General features: G+C 75.3%; 19 protein-coding genes and 2 pseudogenes. 9 read left to right on the forward strand and 12 right to left on the reverse strand.

Annotation, left to right across the window (positions count from 1 at the left end; all coding sequences use genetic code 11):
• Positions 1-143: 143 nt before the first annotated feature.
• From IH44_RS0125295 to IH44_RS0125310, 4 genes are all read left to right on the forward strand, one after another.
• Positions 144-812 (forward strand): DUF4232 domain-containing protein, encoded by a 669-nt coding sequence (locus IH44_RS0125295; protein ID WP_030462019.1) that lies wholly within the window; start codon positions 144-146, stop codon positions 810-812.
• Positions 813-951: 139 nt separating this feature from the next.
• A complete protein-coding gene (locus tag IH44_RS46680; protein ID WP_157852458.1) occupies positions 952-1101 on the forward strand; it encodes a hypothetical protein in 150 nt (49 codons plus the stop codon).
• Positions 1091-2476, forward strand: a complete 1386-nt coding sequence (locus IH44_RS0125305; protein ID WP_051817297.1) for a glycosyltransferase family 2 protein — start codon at positions 1091-1093, stop codon at positions 2474-2476. The genes IH44_RS46680 and IH44_RS0125305 overlap by 11 nt, the downstream gene beginning before the upstream one ends.
• An 89-nt stretch (positions 2477-2565) precedes the next feature.
• A complete protein-coding gene (locus IH44_RS0125310) occupies positions 2566-4224 on the forward strand; it encodes a serine/threonine-protein kinase (protein ID WP_030462021.1) in 1659 nt (552 codons plus the stop codon).
• A 69-nt stretch (positions 4225-4293) separates the two neighbouring features.
• On the opposite strand, the gene IH44_RS0125315 is transcribed toward IH44_RS0125310, so the two are convergent.
• The 3 genes from IH44_RS0125315 to IH44_RS0125325 are packed head-to-tail and all read right to left on the reverse strand — an operon-like array spanning position 4294 to position 7067.
• Positions 4294-5349: an ABC transporter substrate-binding protein gene (locus tag IH44_RS0125315; protein ID WP_030462022.1), complete on the reverse strand. Its 1056-nt coding sequence runs from the start codon at positions 5347-5349 to the stop codon at positions 4294-4296.
• Between the two features lie 40 nt (positions 5350-5389).
• A complete protein-coding gene (locus tag IH44_RS0125320; RefSeq protein ID WP_030462023.1) occupies positions 5390-6253 on the reverse strand; it encodes an ABC transporter permease in 864 nt (287 codons plus the stop codon).
• Positions 6243-7067 carry an ABC transporter ATP-binding protein gene (locus IH44_RS0125325; protein WP_030462024.1) on the reverse strand — a complete coding sequence of 275 codons (825 nt, stop codon included), beginning with the start codon at positions 7065-7067 and terminating at the stop codon, positions 6243-6245. Before IH44_RS0125325 ends, IH44_RS0125320 begins: the two co-directional genes overlap by 11 nt.
• Positions 7068-7306: 239 nt before the next feature.
• Here IH44_RS0125325 and IH44_RS0125330 point away from each other — a divergent pair, with 239 nt between their 5' ends.
• Together IH44_RS0125330 and IH44_RS0125335 are read left to right on the forward strand one after the other, a co-directional pair.
• Complete coding sequence (locus IH44_RS0125330) at positions 7307-8917, forward strand: sensor histidine kinase (RefSeq protein WP_030462025.1); 1611 nt, start codon at positions 7307-7309, stop codon at positions 8915-8917.
• Complete coding sequence (locus IH44_RS0125335) at positions 8914-9606, forward strand: response regulator (protein WP_030462026.1); 693 nt, start codon at positions 8914-8916, stop codon at positions 9604-9606. The genes IH44_RS0125330 and IH44_RS0125335 overlap by 4 nt, the downstream gene beginning before the upstream one ends.
• On the opposite strand, the gene IH44_RS0125340 is transcribed toward IH44_RS0125335, so the two are convergent.
• From IH44_RS0125340 to IH44_RS0125355, 4 genes are all read right to left on the reverse strand, one after another.
• Entirely contained in the window at positions 9579-10319 is a 741-nt protein-coding gene (locus tag IH44_RS0125340; protein ID WP_051817299.1) for a phosphatase PAP2 family protein, read from the reverse strand. The two genes, IH44_RS0125335 and IH44_RS0125340, sit on opposite strands and share 28 nt — an antisense overlap.
• Positions 10316-10963: a DedA family protein gene (locus IH44_RS0125345; RefSeq protein WP_030462028.1), complete on the reverse strand. Its 648-nt coding sequence runs from the start codon at positions 10961-10963 to the stop codon at positions 10316-10318. The genes IH44_RS0125340 and IH44_RS0125345 overlap by 4 nt, the downstream gene beginning before the upstream one ends.
• A 116-nt stretch (positions 10964-11079) precedes the next feature.
• Positions 11080-11874 (reverse strand): membrane protein, encoded by a 795-nt coding sequence (locus IH44_RS0125350; protein ID WP_035956326.1) that lies wholly within the window; start codon positions 11872-11874, stop codon positions 11080-11082.
• A 97-nt stretch (positions 11875-11971) separates the two neighbouring features.
• A complete protein-coding gene (locus IH44_RS0125355) occupies positions 11972-12499 on the reverse strand; it encodes a hypothetical protein (protein WP_157852459.1) in 528 nt (175 codons plus the stop codon).
• A 189-nt stretch (positions 12500-12688) separates the two neighbouring features.
• On the opposite strand from IH44_RS0125355, the gene IH44_RS0125360 reads away from it, so the two are divergent.
• Positions 12689-13366: a response regulator transcription factor gene (locus IH44_RS0125360; RefSeq protein ID WP_030462031.1), complete on the forward strand. Its 678-nt coding sequence runs from the start codon at positions 12689-12691 to the stop codon at positions 13364-13366.
• The gene (locus tag IH44_RS0125365) at positions 13359-14801 is read left to right on the forward strand and encodes an ATP-binding protein (RefSeq protein WP_051817300.1); all 1443 of its coding nucleotides are present in this window, start codon (positions 13359-13361) and stop codon (positions 14799-14801) included. The genes IH44_RS0125360 and IH44_RS0125365 overlap by 8 nt, the downstream gene beginning before the upstream one ends.
• A gap of 276 nt (positions 14802-15077) precedes the next feature.
• Here IH44_RS0125365 and IH44_RS49180 read toward each other — a convergent pair.
• A pseudogene (locus tag IH44_RS49180) lies at positions 15078-15311 on the reverse strand (FAD-dependent oxidoreductase); the annotation flags it as partial.
• Between IH44_RS49180 and IH44_RS48400 the strand changes: the two are divergent.
• Entirely contained in the window at positions 15274-15585 is a 312-nt protein-coding gene (locus IH44_RS48400; protein WP_030462033.1) for a hypothetical protein, read from the forward strand. The pseudogene IH44_RS49180 and the gene IH44_RS48400 sit on opposite strands and share 38 nt — an antisense overlap.
• Positions 15586-15659: 74 nt before the next feature.
• Here the strand turns inward: IH44_RS48400 and IH44_RS49770 are convergent.
• The 4 genes and pseudogenes from IH44_RS49770 to IH44_RS0125390 form a co-directional block, all read right to left on the reverse strand.
• Positions 15660-16340: pseudogene (locus IH44_RS49770) on the reverse strand (FAD-dependent oxidoreductase); the annotation flags it as partial.
• Positions 16341-16351: 11 nt separating this feature from the next.
• Positions 16352-17272 (reverse strand): LysR family transcriptional regulator, encoded by a 921-nt coding sequence (locus IH44_RS0125380; RefSeq protein ID WP_030462035.1) that lies wholly within the window; start codon positions 17270-17272, stop codon positions 16352-16354.
• A 55-nt stretch (positions 17273-17327) separates the two neighbouring features.
• Positions 17328-18002, reverse strand: a complete 675-nt coding sequence (locus IH44_RS0125385) for a response regulator transcription factor (RefSeq protein ID WP_030462036.1) — start codon at positions 18000-18002, stop codon at positions 17328-17330.
• On the reverse strand, positions 17999-19369 hold the full coding sequence (locus tag IH44_RS0125390) for a sensor histidine kinase (protein WP_081967107.1): 1371 nt from the start codon (positions 19367-19369) through the stop codon (positions 17999-18001). Before IH44_RS0125390 ends, IH44_RS0125385 begins: the two co-directional genes overlap by 4 nt.
• Between the last annotated feature and the right edge of the window lie 52 nt (positions 19370-19421).

Genomic DNA, 19421 nt, shown 5'->3' on the forward strand with positions numbered 1-19421 from the left:
CGGTGCCCGTTGTGTGCGGCGCTGTGACGCGGCTGTGACAACCGGCGGACACGGCTGTGGATCATGACCGGATAGAACTGGGTCAAGAAAGTTTCCGGTCCGTTCCGGGCCGCTCCTCCGACCCCCACCCGAGGTACACCGCCATGCGCACCGCCACCCGTCTGACCGCCACCGCCGCCGTCGCCCTCCTCGCCGGGCTGGGCCTGACCGCCTGCAACGACGACGCCGCCACCACCGCGACCGCCCCGACCAGCGCGGCGGCCCCGGCGTCCGGCACCGCCGCGGCCCCGGCCGGCGGCACGGCGGCGAGCCCGGCGGGCAGCACCGGCGGCACCGGCACCGCCGCCTCGCCCAAGGCCGGCGGCAGCACCAAGTGCACCGCCCAGGACGTCAAGCTCACCGTGACCGGCCCGGCCGGCCGCGCCAGCGAGCAGCAGCCCGCCCGGGCCGAGGTCCGGGCCCAGAACACCTCCGGCAAGCCCTGCACGCTGACCGGCTTCCCGGGCGTCCGGCTCACCGACAACGAGGGCAAGGCCGGCCCGCTGGACGCCGTCCGCCAGGGCGGCGCCAACGCCGCCACCGTCACCCTGCAGCCTGGCAAGTCCGCCGCCGCCCCGCTGATCTACAGCGACGTCAACCTCCAGGGCAGCGCCTCCGGCCGCCTGGTCTGCGCCGTCCAGGGCTCCAAGCTCGCGGTGATCCTGCCCGACACCACCCAGCAGTCCCAGGTCCCGGTCACCGGCGGCGTCGACAACGGCACCCTCAACGTCTGCGGCGACCTCACCGTCGGCCCCTTCGAGACCGCCGCCTGACCGCAGGCGGCGCCGCCGCCGCCACGCCCGGCCGGCGGCACCCCGCTCACCCGTTCCGCCTGCTGACGGTGCGTCACCCGGGCCCCCGGGAGACGGTGGACAAGATCGTTCGTCCACCCCTGATCCACGGAGGCCCGGGATGTACCAGAACCAGTTGGCGAAGACCGGCGCGGGCGTGCTCGTGCTCGGCGGACTCACCGTCGCCGGGTGGTGGATGATCGCGGTCGCGGCCGTCCTGGTCGCGCTCGGCGTGCTCTGCGTCCGGTTCGGCTTCCGCCGTGGACGCTGAGCACCCGGCGCCCGCCGTCCTGACGGCCTGGCGGCACCGGCCCGCGGCCCTGCTCGCGGCCGGTGCCGCCCTGTTCGTCGCCGCCCTGGTCGCCACCGGCTACGGGCTGCGCGCCTGGGCCGCCGCCACCGGCACCGGCGGCGGCTGGGCGGACTGGGCGTGGGCCCCGCTGGCCCTGGCGCTCGCCGTCCAGACCGGCCTCTACCTCGCCGAACGCCCCGTCCGGGCCACCCCCGCCCAGCAGCGCGCCCTCGACCGGCTCGACGTCGCCGTCCTCGTCCCGCTCTACAACGAGGACCCCGGCTACCTGCGCACCGCCCTCCACTCGCTGCTCACCCAGACCCGCCCCCCGCAGTCCGCGCACGTCGTCGACGACGGCTCCACCACCGGGTACGCGGACCTGCGGACCGAGTGGCTCGCCGCCGCGGCCCGGGCCGGCGTTCGCGCCACCTGGCAGCGCCAACCCAACCGCGGCAAGCGCGCCGCCCAGGTCGCCGCCGCCGCGCACTGCCCCGGCGCCGACGTCCTGGTCACCGTCGACTCCGACGCCCACCTCGACCCGCACGCCCTGCACGAACTGCTCCAGCCCCTCGCCGACCCGAAGGTCCAGGCCGTCGCCGGCGTCGTCCTCGCGCACAACAACCGGCACGGCCTGATCAGCCGGATCACCGACCTCTGGTACGTCACCAACCAACTCGTCGACCGCTCCGCGCTCTCCCCGCTCGGCGCCGTCATGGTCTGCTCCGGCTCGCTCGCCGCCTACCGCGCCGACCTGCTCACCGACCACCGCGAGCAGTACCTCGGCGAGACCTTCGCCGGACGGCCCGTCACCTTCTCCGACGACTCCCTGCTCACCTTCTACGCGCTGCGCCGCGGCCGCGTCGTCCAGCAGCCCAGCGCCGTCGTGTTCAGCGTCATGCCCGAGCACCTCGGCCACCACCTGCGCCAGTACCTGCGCTGGATGCGCGGCTCCACCATCCGCTCGCTGTGGCGGGTGCGCTACCTGCCGCTCGGCCACCCCGCCCTGCTCGTCCAGGTCCTGCGCTGGTACCAGCACCTCGCCGCCACCGCCACCGCCGCCCTGCTGCTCACCCACACCTGGCGCACCGGCACCGCCCTCCCGCCCGCCCTGCTCGCCGTCCCCCCGCTGATCGTCGCCGGACAGACCCTGCGCTACCTCACCGTCCGCCGCTCCGACCAGCCCGCCCGCTCCCAACTCGCCACCTGGGCGCTCACCCCGCTCGCCGCCGCCTGGTCCTGGACGGTGCTGCGCCCGCTGCGCTGGTACGCCGCCCTCACCTGCCTGCGCACCGGCTGGGGCACCCGCCAGCACGGCCCCGAGGTCGCACTCGCCCCCGTCCCCGGGCGGCGGTAGCCGCACCGCCCGTGCCGTTCGTGTCGGCACCGCCCGCCCCGCCCGGCCGCGTTCGAACGCCGTCGGCGCCGACCCCTACGATGTGCGCCATGACGACAGCCGGGCCGGGCGGCCAACTGATCGACGGCCGCTTCGAGTTGCTGGGGCGGCTCGGCGGCGGCGGAATGGGACTGGTCTGGCGGGCCCGGGACACCATGCTGCAGCGCGAGGTCGCGCTCAAGGAGGTCCGGCCGCCGGACCCGGCGATGCTCGCCGCCGACCCGGCCGCCGCCCACGAACTGCGCGAACGGGTGCTGCGCGAGGCCCAGGCCCTCGCCCGGCTGCAGCACCCCAACGTGGTGACCATCCACCACATCGTCGACAACGCCGAACTCGCCCACCCCTGGCTGGTGATGGAACTCGTCACCGGCGGCTCCCTGCACGACCGGATCACCCGCGGCCCGCTCCCGCCCCAGGAGGCCGCCCGGATCGGCCGCGGCCTGCTCGCCGCTCTCACCGCCGCGCACGCCGCCGGCATCCAGCACCGCGACGTCAAACCCGGCAACGTGCTGCTGCGCCCCGACGGCACGCCCGTCCTCACCGACTTCGGCATCGCCGCGCTCAGCGAGTCCACCAGCCTCACCGCCACCGGCGCGCTGATCGGCTCGCCCGAGTACATCGCCCCCGAACGCATCCGCGGCCACGAGGGCGACCCCGCCTCCGACCTGTGGTCGCTCGGCATGACGCTGTACGTCGCCGTCGAGGGCCACCACCCGCTGCGCCGCGCCAACAGCATCGCCACCCTCGCCGCCGTCCTCGACCAGCCGCTGCCGCCACCCGTCCGCTCCGGCCCGCTCGGCCCCACCCTCACCGCGCTGCTGGCCCGCGACCCGGCCGAGCGGCCCGACGCCGCCCGGCTGGACCGGCTGTTCGCCGCCGCCGAGCAGGGCGTCGACGGCACCCTCGGCGGCAGCCCGGCCTTCTCGCCGACCGAGACCAACTCCCCGCCCCCGTACAGCCGGACCGAGACCAACGGCACCCTCCCGCACACCCCCACCGAGACGGTGCGTCCGGGCCCGCGCCGGCGGCCCGGGGCGGTGCTGACCGCGGCGGTCGCGGTGGCGGCGGCGGTCGGGCTGCTCGGGTGGGCGTTCGGGCCGAAGCTGTTCGACGGGAAGGGGGGCGAGGACCCGCCCGTGGCCGGGGCCTCCGCCCCCGCGACCGCCGGGGCCGTACCGCCCGCCGTGCCGTCCGCCCTGCCGTCCTCCACCGCGCCGTCCAAGGGCGGCCCCGGCGTCGGCGCGCCCGCCTCCGGCACCGACCTGCTGACCCCGGACGGTGCCCGGGCGCTGGTCGAGTCGATCCGGTCGAGCACCGGCAGCTCCACGATCATCGACATGACGGTCCGCTCCGACAACGCCCACGCCAAGGTGGTGCGCAAGGACAACCCGGCGCGCTACGACACCGTCGACTACCGCGCCGGGAAGCTCACCACCACGACCGGCGGCGTCGTCGACAGCATCAGCGCCAAGAAGCTCGTCGACCTCGGCCGGATCGACTGGGACCAGATCCCGACGGTCACCGCCACCGCCAAGAGCCGGCTCGCCGTCCCGCAGCCGACGGACCGCTACCTGCTCGTCGACTACGGCTGGTTCGCGGACGAGATCACCATCCGCTACTACCTCTCCGACGACCGGGGCAGCGGCGGCGGCTACCTCACCGCGGGCGCCACCGGCAAGGTCCTCAAGGTGGTGAAGGCCACCGACTGAACCGGGCACGGCGGCGGCCCCGCCCCCCGCTGTCCGGGAAGGGGGCGGGGCCGCCGCGTCGACCGGCCGTCAGCCGGTGGCCTTGGAGACGAACTCGGTGGTGTAGGTCTTGGCCAGGTCGATGCTCGCCTCCTTGCCCTGCACGTCCGGGTGGAAGGCGGCCAGCACCGACAGCACGGTCTTCGGGCCGTCGGCGGGCATCACGCCGTCGGTGGTGAACATCGGCAGGGTGGCCTTGATCGCGGCCGCGTACTCGGCGGCGCCGCCCTGCGCGTAGTCGGCGGGCATCTGGGCCGCGATCTCCTCGGGGGTGTGGGTGTTCATCCACTTGAGGGTCTTCACGAAGGCGTTGGCGAGCTTCTGGACGGTCTCCTTGTTGCCGTCCACCCACGCCGTGTTCATGTACAGCGAGGAGGACGGGTACAGGCCGCCGAGCGCCGCCTTCGAGCCCTCGGGGGTGCGCATGTCGTACAGCACGGTGCCGAGCTGCTTGGACAGGATGTTGGCCACCGTCGGGTCGGTGGTCATGCCGGCGTCGATCGAGCCCTGCTGGAGCGCGGCGATGAAGGTCTGGCCGGCGCCGACCGCGATCGGGCTGAACTCGCTGACGTTGACGCCGTTCTTGACGGCCAGGTACTTGGTGAGGAAGTCGGTGGAGGAGCCGATGCTGGTGACGCCCAGCTTGCGGCCCTTGAAGTCCGCGCCGGACTTGATCGCGTCGGCCTGCTTGGCGGAGACCACCTCCACCTCGCCGGGGGCCTGCGAGAACTGCACCACCGACTCGACGATCTTGCCCTTGGCCTGGAGGTCGATGGTGTGGTCGTAGAAGCCGACCGCGCCCTGCACGTCGCCGGCCAGCAGCGCGGTGGTGGCGTTGACGCCGGCCGGCTCGCTCAGCAGCTCGACGTTGACCCCGGCGTCGGCGAAGTAGCCCAGCCGCTGGGTCAGCATGGCCGGCATGTAGATGACCTTGTCCAGGCCGCCGACCATGATCTTGACGGTGGGGCCGTCGACCTTCTTCCCGGCGGGGGCGGCGCCGTTGTGCGAGGTCGCGGCGTCGTTGGCACAGGCGGCCAGCGGCAGCAGGAGGACGGCGGCGAGGGCGGCGGCAGCGGTTCTGCGCATGGTGGGGGAGCCTCTCAGGGGTGAACGGGTGGGGTGGGGGTCAGCGGCCGTCGCCGGCGTCGGCCGGCTTCCAGCGGAACAGGCGCTTCTCGGCGAAGGTCAGCAGGCCCTCGGTGAACAGCGCGACCACGGCCAGGATGGTCATCGCGGCGTACACGCCCGCCGCGTTGAAGGTGCCCTGCGCGGCCGCGACCATCAGGCCCAGGCCCTTGGTGGCGCCGATGTACTCGCCGACGATCGCGCCGATCAGCGCGAAGCCGAAGCTGACGTGCAGGCTGGTGAAGATCCAGGTGGTGGCGGCGGGGATGACCACCTGCAGGGTGACCTTCCGGTTGCTGGCGCCCAGGATCCGGGCGTTGGCAACCAGGTTGCGGTCCACCTCGCGGGCGCCCTGGAAGGCGTTGAAGAACACCGGGAAGAACACCAGCACCACGGCCGAGGCGACCTTGGACGCCGGGCCGAGGCCGAACCAGATCAGGAAGATCGGCGCCAGCACGATCCGCGGGATCGCGTTCAGCACCTTGATGTACGGGCCGAACACGTCCGCCAGGAACCGGATCCGGCCCAGTGCGATGCCCAGCAGCACGCCGCCGACCACGCCCAGCACCCAGCCGGTCAGCGCCTCGTACAGGGTGTAGCCGATCTGCTCGCCGAGCGAGCCCTGCGCGGTGCCGTGGGTGACCCACTGCCAGATCTGGTTCCAGATCTTCGACGGCTGGGAGAAGTTGAACGGGTCGATCACCCCGGTCCGGGAGCACAGCTCCCACAGGCCGAGGAACCCGGCCAGCACGGCGGCCCGGGCCCCGTACACGCCCAGCTTCCGGTTGCGGGCCGCCCGCTCGCGCACCTCGGTGCGGGAGGCGGTGGGGGCGGCCGGGGCTACTGCTGCGGTCTCAAGCGGCACGACCCGCTCCTCTCTCACGGGTGATCCGGACCTCTTCGCCCAGCGAGGCCCAGATCTCTCGGTACAGCTCGACGAAGCGCGGCTCCAGCCGGACGGCCTCCACGGTGCGCGGCCGCGGCAGGTCCACGGTGAAGACCTCCTTCACGGTGGCCGGTCCGGCCGTCATCACCACCACCCGGTCGGCCAGCGCGATCGCCTCGTCCAGGTCGTGCGTCACGAAGACCACCGAGGAGCCGGTGCCCGCCCACAGTTCGAGCAGCTGGTCCGACATCAGCGCCCGGGTCTGCACGTCCAGCGCCGAGAACGGCTCGTCCATCAGCAGGATCCGCGGGTCGTTGACGAAGGTCTGGGCCAGCGCGACCCGCTTGCGCATGCCGCCGGAGAGCTGGTGCGGGTAGCGGTCCTCGAACGCCGACAGGCCCACCCGGGACAGCCAGTCGCGGGCCTTCTCCCGGGCCTGGTCGGCCGGCACGCCGCGGAACCGGGGCCCCGCCATCACGTTCGACAGCACCGTGCGCCACGGGAACACGGCGTCCTGCTGGAAGACGAAGCCGACGTGCTCGTTGATGCCGGACACCGGCTCCCCGTACACCCGCACCTCGCCCTCGGTGGGCTCCTCCAGGCCGCTGACCAGCGTCAGGGTGGTGGACTTGCCGCACCCCGTCGGGCCGACGACGGCGACGAACTCGCCGGGGGCGACGGTCAGGTCGAGCTCCCGGACGGCGGTGTGCAGGGCGCCGGACGGCGTCCGGAAGCGTTTGGTCGCCCCGGTCAACTCGATCGCCGGGACGGCCCCGGCCTTGTGCGGGTCCACGTGAACCACCTACCTCCTCGGCCGGCTCCCTCGCCGGCCCGCTGCTGTGGACCGGGACGCTACGAGGACGGGCGGGGGTGGCGGGAGCCTTGCGGGCGTAACGCGGTTTTGCGGCGTTGAGGGCTGTTGTGCTCGTTTTGCTTCCGCTACAACAACCGGGGGCGGGGGCTGACAGAAACACGCCGGAAACATAGGGTGGCCACCACCCCGCACCCGGCCTGAGCAGGAAGGACGCCACCGTGGGACGACCGCTCGGACCGTTCCGGCCGCACTGGCCGCGCCGCGTCTTCGCCCAACTCCTGCTCAGCCAGACCGTGGTGACCGTCGCCGTCACCGCCGTCACCGCCGGGCTGTTCCTCGCCCCCGTCAGCGCCGAACTCGACCGCGACGCCATGCAGCGCGCCCTGACCATCGCCCAGGTCACCGCCACCGACCCGGACGTCGCCCGGGCCGCCGCCGACCGCGACCCCGACACCGCGCAGGGCATCGCCGAACGGATCCGGCTCGCCAGCCGCGCCGAGTTCGTCGTCATCACCGACACCGAGGGCATCCGGCTCTCGCACACCGACCCCGCCCGGATCGGCCTGCGGGTCTCCACCGACCCCGAACCCGCCCTGCGCGGCGAGGTCGTCACCGCCATCCAGGACGGCACCCTGGGCCGCACCGCCCGCGGCAAGGTCCCGCTGCGGCTCGCCGACGGCCGGATCGTCGGCGAGGTCTCGGTCGGCCTCAGCGACGACTCGATCCGCGGCCGGCTGGTCTCGATGGCCGGCGGCATCCTGCTCTGCGCCGGCGCCGGCCTGGTCGTCGGCCTCGCCGCGACCCTCGTGCTGGCCCGCCGCCTCAAGCGCCGCACCCACAACATCGCCGTCGCCGACATCGCCGCCCTGCTGATCGAACGCGAGGCCATGCTGCACGGCATCCGCGAGGGCATGCTCGCCCTCGACGCCGCCGGGCGGATCCGGCTCGCCAACGACGAGGCGCTGCGCCTGCTCGCCCTGCCCGAGGACTGCACCGGCCGCACCGTCGACGACCTGCTGCCGCCCGGCCGGCTCGCCGACGTGCTCACCGGCCGGGTCGAGGGCGCCGACCTGCCCGCCGTCCGCGACGACCGCGTGCTGGTCGTCAACCGGATGGCCACCGCCGACGGCGGCGCCGTCACCACCCTCCGCGACCGCACCGAACTCGAGTTCCTGGTGCGGGAGTTGGACCACACCCGGGGCCTCACCGAGGCGCTCCGCGCGCAGGACCACGAACACGCCAACCGGATGCACACCCTGCTCGGCCTGCTCGAACTCGGCCGCCACGACCAGGCCGCCGACTTCATCTCCGAACAGTCCGGCACCCAGGCCGCCCGCGCCGCCCGGATCGGCCGCCACGTCCAGGACCCGCACACCGCCGCCCTGCTCACCGGCAAGGCCGCCGTCGCCGAGGAACGCGGCACCCGGCTCACCGTCACCCCCGACAGCCACCTGCCCGACGCCCTGGTCGACGCCCGCGCCCTGGTCACCGTGGTCGGCAACCTGGTCGACAACGCGATGGACGCCGCCCCCGCCGGCACCGTCGAGGTCCGGCTGCGCACCGCCGGCACCACCCTGCTGGTCGAAGTCGCCGACAGCGGCCCCGGCATCCCCGCCGACCTGCGCGAACGCGTCTTCGAAGAGGGCTGGAGCAGCAAGCAGGCCCCCGCCCACCGCCCCCGGGGCCTCGGCCTCGCGCTGGTCCGCCGCCTGGTCGAACGCAGCGGCGGCCGGCTCGCCGTCGGCACCGGCCCGCTCGGCGGCGCCCGCTTCACCGTCGAACTCCCCGAGGCCCTGAGCGCCGCGGAACCCCGCTTGGAGCACGCATGATCGACGTCCTCGTGGTCGACGACGACTTCCGGGTCGCCGACGTCCACGCCGCCTACGTGGCCAAGGTCCCCGGCTTCCGGGTCACCGGCACCGCGCACAGCGCCGCCCAGGCGTACGCCACCCTCGAACGCGCCCCCGTCCACCTCGTCCTGCTCGACCACCACCTGCCCGACGAGACCGGGCTCGTCCTGGTCCGGCGGCTGCGCGAGGCCGGCATCCGGTGCGACGTCATGATGGTCACCGCCGCCCGCGACGTCTCCACCGTGCACGCCGCCATGCAGCACGGCGCACTCCAGTACCTGGTCAAGCCGTTCAGCTTCGCCGGCCTGCGCGACAAGCTCACCGCCTACGCCGAACTGCGGCACGCCCTCGCCGGGCCGTCCGCCCGCGAGACCTCCCAGGACGAGGTCGACCGGATGTTCGCCGCCCTGCGCACCGGCACCTCACCCGCCACCGCCCTCCCCAAGGGCCACAGCGCCCCCACCACCGACCTGGTCCTCGACGCCCTCCGCCGCGCCGCCACCCCCCTCTCCGCCCAGGAGGTCGCCGACGCCACCGGCCTGTCCCGCTCCACCGCCCAGCGCTACCTCAAACAGCTCGCCCAGGACCGCCGCCTGCGCCTCTCCCTCCGCTACGGCGACACCGGCCGCCCCGAGCACCGCTACCTGCTCGCCCCCGCCGCCCGCTGACCACCCGGCCCGGCCGCCCCCGCCGCCCGCTGCGCGCGCAGCCCCGGCAGCCACCCGCCCAGGGCCAGCCAGGCGGACGCCAGCAGCCAGCCGCCCAGCACGTCCAGCGGCCAGTGCACGCCCAGGTAGACCCGGGTGAAGCCGATGACGCCCGCGAACAGCGCCGCCCCCGCCGCCGCGAGCCGGGCGGCCCCGGGCCGGGCCCGGGCCACGGCCACGGCCAGCAGGCCCGCCGACAGGGCGGAGGTGAAGGCGTGCCCCGACGGGAACGCGAAGCCCGACGCGTCGAACGCCCAGTCCGCGACCGGCGGCCGCGGCCGGGCGAAGGCCCGCATCAGGCCCTGCCGCAGCAACTGCCCCGCCACCAGCCACACCAGCGGCGCCAGCAGCACCGCGGCCGTCCGCCGCGCCCCGGCCGTCCGCCAGGCCCCGACCGGCAGCCGCGCCCCGGCCGGGCGGGTGGAGCGCACCGCGACCGCACCCGCCGCCAGCGCCAGCAGGTACGGGAAGACGTCCGTGCCCAGCGAGGTCACCGCCATCGCCACCGACCGGGCCCAGCCCGGCCGGTGCGCCACGCCCCAGCGCACCGCCGCCGCCTCGAACCCGAACGGCGCCCACCCGTGCACCGCCACCACCACCGCCAGCAGCGCGAACGCCCCGCCGCAGGCCGAAGCCAGCACGACGGGGCGGCGGCGCAGGTCCGCGCCGGTCACCGGGCCCGGGCCCCGCGGCGCGAACGCAGCAGCTCCAGGAGCAGCGGCAGCAGCGAGACCACCACCACCAGGGCGACGATCGGCAGCAGGTAGTGGTCGACGTTCGGGATCGACGAGCCCAGCGCGTACCCGGCCAGCACCAGCCCCACCGTCCACACCAGGCCGCCCACCACCTGCCACAGCGTGAAGGTGCGGACGTCCACCCCCAGGGCGCCCGCCAGCGGGTTCAGCACCGTGCGCACCACCGGCACGAAGCGGGCCAGCACCACCGCCTTCGCGTGCCCGTACCGGGTCAGGATCTCCTCCGCCCGCACCGCCCCGTTCTGCAGGTGCTTGTTGCGGGACCGGGCCAGCAGCGCCCGGCCGCCCCGCTTCCCGATCAGGTACCCGACCTGCGCCCCGGCCAGCGCGCCCACCACCGCGGCGGCCAGCACCTGCCCCAGGTTCAGGTGCGGCCCGCTGTGCGCGCTCGTCGTGCACAGCAGGCCCGCGGTGAACAGCAGCGAGTCGCCCGGCAGGAAGAACCCGACCAGCAGGCCGGTCTCCGCGAACATCACCACCGCGATGCCCAGCGCACCGAACGAGGCCAGCAGCGACCCCGCGTCCAGCGGATTGACGGCCAGCAGGGCCGAGGAGGAGAACATCGTCGAAGCGCCTTTCCGGGGAGGATCCGGGGAAGTGTGGGGCAGGCGGCGGCGGCACCACTACGGCCAGCATGGCCCAGGTGCCCTGAACGGATCCTGAAGACCTGAAGGAGCCTTCAGGAAACGGCCCGCTCCCGCCGGCCCAGCCACAGCACCGCGCCCGCGATCACCACCGCCAGCACCAGGCTCACCGGCCCGGTCCCCAGATCCAGGCCGCCACGCTGCCGACTCACCCCCGCCCAGTCCGCGAAGCACGCGCCCAGCGGACGGGTCAGCACGTACGCCCACCAGAAGGCGAGCACCGGCGGCAGCCGCAGCACCCGGTACCCCAGCGCCGGAACCGCGATCAGCGCGGCGAACAGCAGCCCCGACGGCAGGTAGCCCCAGCCCAGGGTGGCCGCGGTCAGGTCGCCCACCGCCGTGCCCAGCGCGAAGGTCGCCATCACCGCCGCCCAGTAGAAGACCTCCCGGCGCCCGCCCGCCACCGTCTCCACCGCCAGCGTCCCCTCGGTGCGCCGCCACACCGCGAAGACCGCGGCCAGCGCCAGCGCGAACACGCCCGCGGAGAGCGCGTACGGCACCCCCGCGGCCACGTGCGCCACGTCGGCGGCCATCGTGCCGAACACGCTCACCATCACCACCGCCGCCCAGTACACGACCGGCCGGTACCGCCCCGCCCGCGCCTGCGCGGCCAGCGCGACGGCCAGCAGCACCGCCGCCCCGCCCACCGCCGGGACCGGCCCGAACGTGTGCGCGAGGAAGTCGGACGTGGTCTCGCCCATCCCGGTCGTCAGGACCTTCACCACCCAGAACCCGGCGGTCACCGCGGGCACCTTGCTCACCACCCCCGCCCCGGACGGCCGGCGCCGGTGCGCGGGGGAGACGGGGACGGCGGTGCTGCTACTGCTCACTGCGGGGCGTTCCTTCCGGAAGGGGGGAGGGGGAGGGAGTGGGTGACGAGGGCGGGACGCCCGGGCCCCGGCGCAGGGCCGGGGGCGGTGCCGGTGGTCAGCCGGTGAGGGGGGTGTTGCCGGTCAGGGCGCCGGTGGTGCCGTCCACCGTGACCAGGTGGCGGGTGCCGTCCGGGCCGAGGACCACGGCCTGCCAGGCCCGGCCGCCGTCGGCCGCGGTCGCCGCCCGGATCGACTCGGCGCGGCCGCCCGGCACCGCGGACGCCGCCTTGACGAGCGCGTCGGCGGCGTCCAGCGAGGGCAGCGGTGCCGGAGCGGCCTGCCGGGTCGGACGCCCGCCGGACCGCTGTCCGGAGCGGCTCCCGTCGTCTCCGCGCTCGCCCCGGTCGCGCCGCTCGCCGCGCTGCTCCCGGCCGTGCTCCGACCCGTCGCGCTGCTCGCCCCGGGCGGCGGCGGGCCCGCCGCGGTGCTCGTGGCGCTCGTGGTGCTCGGTGGCCGCGACCGCCGCCGCCCCGCCGCCGACCAGCAGGGCCGCGACCGCGACCCCGCCGCCCCAGCGGGCGGCCCGCCCGCGCAGCCACGGCGGCACCGTCCGCCCCGCCCCCGACCGCTCCTGCTCGTCCACGCCGCCCACTCCCGCTCGCGTTGCCGGTGTTCCGTGTGTGCCCGGCCCCGGACGGGCCGCCGCCGCCCGGCAGGCGGGCGGGCGCGCGTTCGAAGGCCGGGGCCAGCATGGCCGGGGCGCGCTGAAGGGTTGCTGAAGACCTGAAGACGCCTTCAGCTACGGGCCGCGCCGACCTGCCACCCTGGGGGCATGCGCGTACTGGTGGTGGAGGACGAACAGCGGCTGGCCCTGGCGATCAAGCACGGGCTGGAGGCGGAGGGCTTCGACGTCGACATCGTGCACGACGGGCTGTCCGGGCTGGCCCGGGCCACCGACCGGTCCTACGACGTGATCATCCTGGACATCATGCTGCCCGGCCTCAACGGCTACCGGGTCTGCGCCCGGCTGCGGGCGGCCGGCAGCGACGCGGGCATCCTGATGCTCACCGCGAAGGACGGCGAGTGGGACGAGGCGGAGGCGCTCGACACCGGCGCCGACGACTACCTGTCCAAGCCGTTCTCCTTCGTGGTGCTGGTCGCCCGGCTCAAGGCACTGGCCCGCCGGATCGGCTCCCGGGCCCCGCGCCGGGCCGTGCTCGGCGACCTGGTGGTCGACTCCGCCGCCCGCACCTGCACCCGGGGCGGCACGCCGATCGCGCTGACGCCGCGCGAGTTCGCGGTCCTCGACCACCTGGCCCGGCGGGCCGGCGAGGCGGTCTCCAAGCGGGAGATCCTCGAACAGGTCTGGGACGCCGCCGCCGACAGCGACCCCAACACCGTCGAGGTGCACATCAGCGCGCTGCGCCGCAAGATCGACACCCCGTTCGGCCGCAGCGCCCTGCAGACCGTGCGCGGCGCGGGCTACCGGCTGGAGCCCGACGGTGGCTGACCGGAGCCCGACGCCGGCCGGCCGGCCCGGAGCGCGGCGGGCCCGGGCGGCCGCGCTCCGGGCCCGGGTGTCCGCCGCCGTCCGCCGCCTCGCGCCCCGCTCGGTGCGCACCCGCACCACCATCGCGGCCTGCGCCGCCGTCGCCGCCGTCCTGCTGATCGCCTCCGCCGCCGTGGTGCTGCTGCTGCGGGTCAACCTGGAGCGCACCGTCGAGGCCGGGGCCCGCGAACAGGCCCTCGCGGTGGCCGGGCTGGCCGCCGACGGGCACCTGCCCGGGCAGCTGCCGCTCGACCACGGCACCGACTTCATCCAGGTCACCGACGCCGCCGGGAACGTCGTCGCGGCCAGCCAGAACCTGGCCGGACGCCCCGCCCTCGCCCCCACCGGCACCAGCGACGGCCACTCCACCTTCGACCTCGGCGCGCTCGGCGACGAGCACCACCAGCGGGTCACCACCGTCACCACCGGCACCCCGTCCGGGCCGGTCACCATCCGGGTCGGCGCCTCGCTGCACACCGCCGACACCGCCGAGGACCTCACCACCGCCGCGCTCGCCGTGCTCAGCGCCGTCCTGGTCACCACCGTCGGCGCGGTCACCTGGCGGGCCACCGGGCGGGCCCTGCGGCCGGTGGAGGCGATCCGCTCCGAGGTCGCCGGGATCGGCGACCGCGACCTCGACCGGCGGGTCCCCGAACCCGGCAGCGACGACGAGATCGCCCGGCTCGCCCACACCATGAACGCCATGCTCGACCGGCTCGAATCGGCCGGCCTGCGCCAGCGCCGCTTCATCGCCGACGCCTCGCACGAACTGCGCAGCCCGCTCGCCGTGCTGCGCACCCAGCTGGAGGTCGCCCACACCCACCCCGACCCGGCGGTCCGCGCCGACATGGTCGCCGGGGCGCTCCAGGACACCGACCGCCTCCAGTCGCTGGCCGCCGACCTGCTGCTGCTGGCCCGCCTCGACGCGGCCGGCCACGACGGCCCCCGCGAGACGCTCGACCTCGCCGAACTCGCCCGCACCACCGCCGACTCCCGCGGCACCCCCCGCCACCCCGTCGACCTGCACGTCCGGGACGGCGCCCTGGTGCTCGGCAACCGCCTGTGGCTGGGCCGGCTGCTCACCAACCTGCTCGACAACGCCCAGCGGCACGCCCGCAGCCGGGTCACCGTCCGGGTCGGCACCGACCCCGCCGACGGCAGCGTCGTGCTGGACGTCACCAACGACGGCCCCGCCATCGCCCCCGCCGACCGCGAGAAGGTCTTCGAACGCTTCACCCGCCTCGACGACGCCCGCAGCCGCGACCACGGCGGCACCGGCCTCGGCCTGCCGATCGCCCGCGACATCGCCACCCTGCACGGCGGCACCCTCACGGTGGCCGACAGCCCCGGCACCACCTTCCGCACCCGCCTCCCCGGCCACGCCCCCGCGGCCTAGGCCCTGTCCGGCCGATCTTGCCGGGCGCGCGACGCCGGATCTCCCCCGGCCCCAAGGGGGGCCGGGAGGTGCCCCCTTCGCCTGGAAGCACCGGCCCAACACCCAAGTACATCCAGTACGAGGGCGTCGGGCCGGCACTCCCAGCCGGGCGCCAAGGGGGTACCTCCCAGCCCCCCTCGGGGCTGGGGGAGCCGCGCGCTGATCCGGTGCCTCCGGGCCGAAGAAGACCTCCAGGTTCCGCGCGGAGCGGCCCGCGGCTTCGCTGCCGCGCGGGAACAGCCGCTCCTCGTAGGCGGCGAGCGCGGTCTCGGTGTCGTCGGGTCGTGCGGCCAACTCGCCCGCCAGGTCGGCGCCGTCGTACATGGCGAGGTTCGCGCCCTCACCGGCGAAGGGCGACATCAGGTGCGCGGCGTCACCGACGAGCGTCACTCCGGGCACCCTGTCCCACGCGAGCCCGACGGGAAGGGCGTGGATGGGCCGCAGCCACGGCTCCGACTCGCTCCGGGCCACGAAGGCGGTGAGCAGCGGTGACCAGCCGTCGAACTCGGCGGCGACCCGGCCGAGGGCGGCGGTCCGGTCGCCGGAGGCGATCGGCCCCATCCACTCCTCGGGCCTGTTCAGCGCCGCGTATCCGCGCACGTGCCCGTCCGCGTACCGGTGGACGATGATGCCCCTGCCCGGGGCGAGCGCCATCAGCGTGCCGCTGCCGATCGCGGCCGCGCTCGCCCGGTGGTTGCGGTCGTCCGGCGTCAGGGCGATCTCGACGAAACAGGTTCCGCTGTAGGAGGGCGTGGCGGGGGTGAGCAGCGGCCGCACCTTCGACCAGGCGCCGTCCGCGCCGATGACGAGGTCGGCGCGCGCGGTGGAGCCTCCCGCGAAGGCGAGGTCGTAGCCGCCCTCCGTGCGGCGCCGGAGCGAGGTGAGCTTGTGGCCCCACCTGATCGTCCCGGGTGCCAGCGAGTCGATGAGCAGGCGCCGCAGTTCGCCGCGATCCACCTCCGGGCGGGCCGATCCGGGGTCTGCGGGCCGGTCGAACAGGACGGTGCCGTGGCGGTCGACCACGCGCTTGGCGTCCTCGCCCGGGCGGACCAGGGCGAGGAACCCGTCGTACAGGCCCGCTGCGCGGAGCGCGACCTGTCCGGTCTCCTCGTCGATGTCGAGCAGGCCGCCCTGTGCGCGGGCCGTTGCCGAGAGCTCGCCCTCGTAGATCGTCGCGGTGATGCCGTGGGTCCGGAGCACCCGGGCGAGCGTGAGCCCGCCGAGTCCGGCTCCGATGATGGCGATGGTCTTCTGCATGCTGCGCTCCTGGGTGGCGCCGACAGGCGTCGGCGGCGGTCGGCGCCGTGAGCGGGTGCGACGGTCCGCTCTCGGCCGGAGACGCTCACCGGTCAGAAGCTCTCTGCATCGATGTACGAGCGGTGCCCGGTGGATGGACGTACGGGGCACCGTTTTTCGCGACCCCGCAACTATAGCCCGGCAGTTGCGCCGTACCGGACCGGACCGGACCGGACGCGTCGCCGACGCGTTCGCAGAGCCCATGGAGGAGGACGCTACCGGTCGGAAGCGTCCGGAGCGGCGAACAGGTCCTGGAGGGTCCGGGTCGCCAGGTCGAGCAGCCAGGTGTGGGCGGGGTCGTCGTCGTAGCGCTGGTGCCAGAGCAGGTAGAGCGGCACGGGCGGCAGGTCGAACGGCAACGGCAGTGTGGTCAGGCCCAGTTGGTCGCGGGCGGAGCGGGTGACCGCGTCGGGGAGGGCGACCACGACGTCGGCGTCGCGGGCGAGTTGCAGGGCGGTGTCCGTCGCGGGGGCGGAGACGATGACGCGGCGCTCGTGGCCGAGGGCGGCGACGACGTCGTCGACCCGGTCGCGCAGGCTCCCCCGCCGGGAGACGGTCACGTGATCGGCCGCCGCGTACCGTTCGACGGTCACCGGCCCCTCGGTGAGCGGATGACCCGCCCGGACCGCGAGGATGATCCGGTCCTGGCCGATCAGGCGGTGCCGGATGTCGGGCTGGGGCGGGGGTCCGGCACTGGAGGCCACATCGACCTCGCCGCGCCGCAGCTCGGGGGTGTCGTGGCCGGGCTCGACCGTCAGGCGCATCTTCACCTTCGGGGCCTGGCGGTGCACCGCGGCGACCAGGGCGGTCCCGCAGGCGGTGGTGAGGGCGTCGTGCAGGCGGACGGTGAACACCCGCTCCAGGCCCGCCAGGTCGAGGTCCGTACGGGCGGACAGCAGCCGGTGGGCCTGCTGCACCAGGACGTGGACCTCGGTGCGCATGGCCAGTGCGCGAGGGGTGGGCGTCATGTGGCGTCCGGTGCGCACCAGGATCTGGTCGCCGGTGGCTTTGCGGATGCGGCCCAGCGAGCGGCTCATCGCCGGCGCGGTGACGTGGAGCCGGTCCGCGGCTCCGGCCACGCTGCCCTCTTCCAGCAGCGCGTCCAGAGCGGTGAGCAGATTCAGATCCAATTGCATGGCAGTAACTATATGAGTGAAAAATCATGCACTTGTTGTTACGTCAGGAAGCCTGCTAGGACGGCGGGTTGGGCCGGGTCAGGCCCAGGTCGTAGGCGAAGATCACCGCCTGGACGCGGTCCCGGGCGCCGATCTTGGCGAGGACCCGGCCGACGTGGGTCTTGACGGTCGACTCGGACAGCACCAGGCGCTCGGCGATCTCGCCGTTGGTCCAGCCCTGGCCGACCGCGAGCAGGATCTCCCGCTCCCGGCCGGTCAGCGCGGCCAGCCGCGGGTCCTGGTCCACCGCCCCGGGCAGCCGCACCGGCAGGTGGTGGGCGTACGCGTCGAGCAGGCGGCGGGTGATCGCGGGCGCCACCACCGCGTCGCCCCCGGCCACCGCCCGGACGCCCGCCAGGAGCTCCTCGGGGCGGGCGTCCTTGAGCAGGAAGCCGCTGGCCCCGGAGCGCAGCGCGGCGTGCGCGTACTCGTCCAGGTCGAAGGTGGTCAGCACCAGGACCCGGGAGCGGCCGCCCGAGGCGACGATCAGCCGGGTCGCCTCGATGCCGTCCATGCCGGGCATCCGGATGTCCATCAGCACCACGTCCGGCCGTAGTTCGGCGGCCAGCCGGACCGCCTCCGCACCGTGCCCGGCCTCCCCGGCGACCGAGGTGTCGGGCTGGCTCTCCAGCAGCATCCGGAAGCCGAAGCGCTGCAGGGGCTGGTCGTCCACGATCAGGACGCTGGTCATGCCGGGCCTCCGGCCGGGTCGAGGACGGGCGGGGTGGACGGGACGGGCGGTGCGGGCTGGACGGGCGGGGTGGACGGAGCGGGCGGGAGGAGCGGGGCGGGCGGGGCGAGGTCCAGGTCGGCGACCGGCGTGACGTCCAGGTCGGCGACCACCGACCAGCCCCCGCCCGGGGCCGGGCCCGCCGTGACGGCGCCACCGTACAGCGCGGCCCGCTCCCGCATGCCGGTGACGCCCTGCCCGTCCCCGTCCGGAGCGCCGCCCGGCCCGCTGCCGGGGCCGTCGCCGCCCGGCCTGTTGCCGTCGCCGCCGTCGTCGTCCACCCGGACCAGCAGCCGGGCCCCGGCCAGCGAGACCGACACCCGGGCCCGGGCCGCGGGGCCCGCGTGCTTGAGGGTGTTGGTCAGCGCCTCCTGGACGATCCGGTAGACCATCAGCTGCACCCCGCGGTCCAGCGACTCCAGGTCGCCCTCGGTGCGGTGCACCACCTCCGGGCCGGCCGAGCGGATCCGCCCGCACAGCCCGGCCAGGTCGGCGATGCCCGGCTGCGGGGCCAGCTCGGGGCCGTCGCCGTGCTCGCGCAGCACGCCCAGCATCCGGCGCAGCTCGCCCAGCGCCTGCCGGCCCGAGTCGCCGATCAGCGCCAGCGCCTCCCGGCCGCGCTCCGGCGCCGAGCGGGCCGCGTACGCGCCGCCGTCCGCCAGCGTGATGATCACCGACAGGTTGTGGCCGATGATGTCGTGCATCTCCCGGGCCACCCTGGTCCGCTCGGTCGCCGCGGCCAGCCGGCTGCGCTGGTCGCGCTCCACCTCCAGCCGGGCCGCCCGCTCGCGCAGGCCCGCCAGCTGCGCCCGGCGGACCCGGACCGCGATGCCCACCGCGACGGCCGCCGTCACCGCCGCGGCCAGGAAGAACAGCACGTCCCACACCGACACCGCCGAGGACAGCCGGAGCGCCACCACCACCGCCCCCGCCGCACTGGCCGCGCACGCCCAGGCCAGGGTGCGCAGCCGCCCGTGCAGGGCCAGCGCGTACAGCGCCAGCAGCAGCGCCGCGTCCGCCCGCAGCGCCGCGCCCAGTGACCACTGCACCAGGAACACCGCGCCCACCACGGCGAACGCCGTCCCCGGGCGGCGGCGGCGCCACAGCAGCGGCAGCAGCAGCGCGGCCTGGAAGGCCAGGGTGGCGGGCAGCGGCAGGTGGGTGAAGACCACGTGGTGCTCGCGCGGGCCCTCGTCGTCCTCACCGCGCACCAGCTCCGGCACGCAGAACACCAGGAACGCCCCGGCCACCACGGCCGCGTCCAGCAGCCACGGCCACCGCCCGTCCAGCCCGCGCAGCCGCTGCCCGGCCCGGGCGAGCCGGTCCAGGAACGGATGGCCGGACTCGGGCCCGGAGGGGACGGCGGGGGCAGTGGGGACG

The sequence above is a fragment of the Kitasatospora sp. NRRL B-11411 genome, assembly GCF_000721345.1.
In the GTDB taxonomy this organism is placed as follows: Bacteria; Actinomycetota; Actinomycetes; order Streptomycetales; family Streptomycetaceae; genus Kitasatospora; species Kitasatospora cineracea.